Raw genomic sequence first — 1,040 nt, 5'->3', positions numbered from 1 at the left:
TCAGGAACTTGATCATCGTCGGGTCGGGTCCCGCCGGTTACACGGCCGCGGTCTACGCGGCGCGCGCGCAGCTCGAGCCGTTGGTGTTCGAGGGCACGCAGTTCGGTGGTGCGCTGATGACGACCACGGAGGTCGAGAACTTCCCTGGCTTCCGCGACGGTATCCAGGGCCCGGACCTGATGGAAGAGATGCGCAAGCAGGCCGAGCGCTTCGGCGCCGAGCTGCGTGCGGAGGACGTCGAGTCGCTGGAGCTGACGGGCGCCGTCAAGTACGTGGTCGCCAACGGCAAGCGGTACGCCGCGCGCGCGGTCATCCTCGCGATGGGCGCTGCGGCGCGCTATCTGAACGTGCCCGGTGAGCAGGACCTGCTCGGCCGCGGTGTGTCGGCCTGTGCGACGTGTGACGGCTTCTTCTTCCGCGACCACGACATCGCCGTGGCCGGCGGTGGTGACTCCGCGATGGAGGAGGCGACCTTCCTGACGAAGTTCGCCAAGTCCGTCACGATTGTGCACCGCCGTGACGAGTTCCGGGCCTCCAAGATCATGCTCGAGCGCGCCCGCGCGAACGACAAGATCAAGTGGCAGCTGAACTCCCAGATCACCGGGGTGGAAGGCGACGGCAAGGTTCAGGGCCTGAAGGTCACGGACACCAAGACCGGCGACGAGAAGACGCTGGACGTCACCGGTTTCTTCGTCGCGATCGGCCACGACCCGCGCAGCGCGCTCGTGCGCGGCCAGGTCGAGGTCGACGAGGACGGCTACGTGGTGACGCAGGGGCGCACGTCCTACACGAACGTGCCGGGCGTCTTCGCGGCCGGTGACCTCGTGGACCGCACCTACCGCCAGGCCATCACGGCGGCGGGTTCCGGGTGCAGCGCGGCCATCGACGCGGAACGATGGCTGGCCGAGCACGGCGACGAGAACGCCCACGAGGCGTCCGAGCTGGTCGGCGGCGGCTACGGCGCCGGCACCCACTGACTTTCCGATACCGACCACCCGAAGGAGAAACCATGGGCAACAACACCGTCAAGGTGACTGACA

General features: G+C 68.0%; 1 protein-coding gene. It reads left to right on the top strand.

Annotation, left to right across the window (positions count from 1 at the left end):
- The coding region (gene trxB, locus AB0F91_RS47290; protein WP_360609100.1) for a thioredoxin-disulfide reductase at positions 1–977 on the top strand (977 nt) is incomplete at its 5' end.
- Between the last annotated feature and the right edge of the window lie 63 nt (positions 978–1,040).

Source organism: Amycolatopsis sp. NPDC023774, assembly GCF_040639695.1.
Taxonomy (GTDB): domain Bacteria; phylum Actinomycetota; class Actinomycetes; order Mycobacteriales; family Pseudonocardiaceae; genus Amycolatopsis.
The sequence above is the reverse complement of the archived record's forward strand: the minus strand, read 5'-3'. Positions and strand labels throughout refer to the sequence as shown.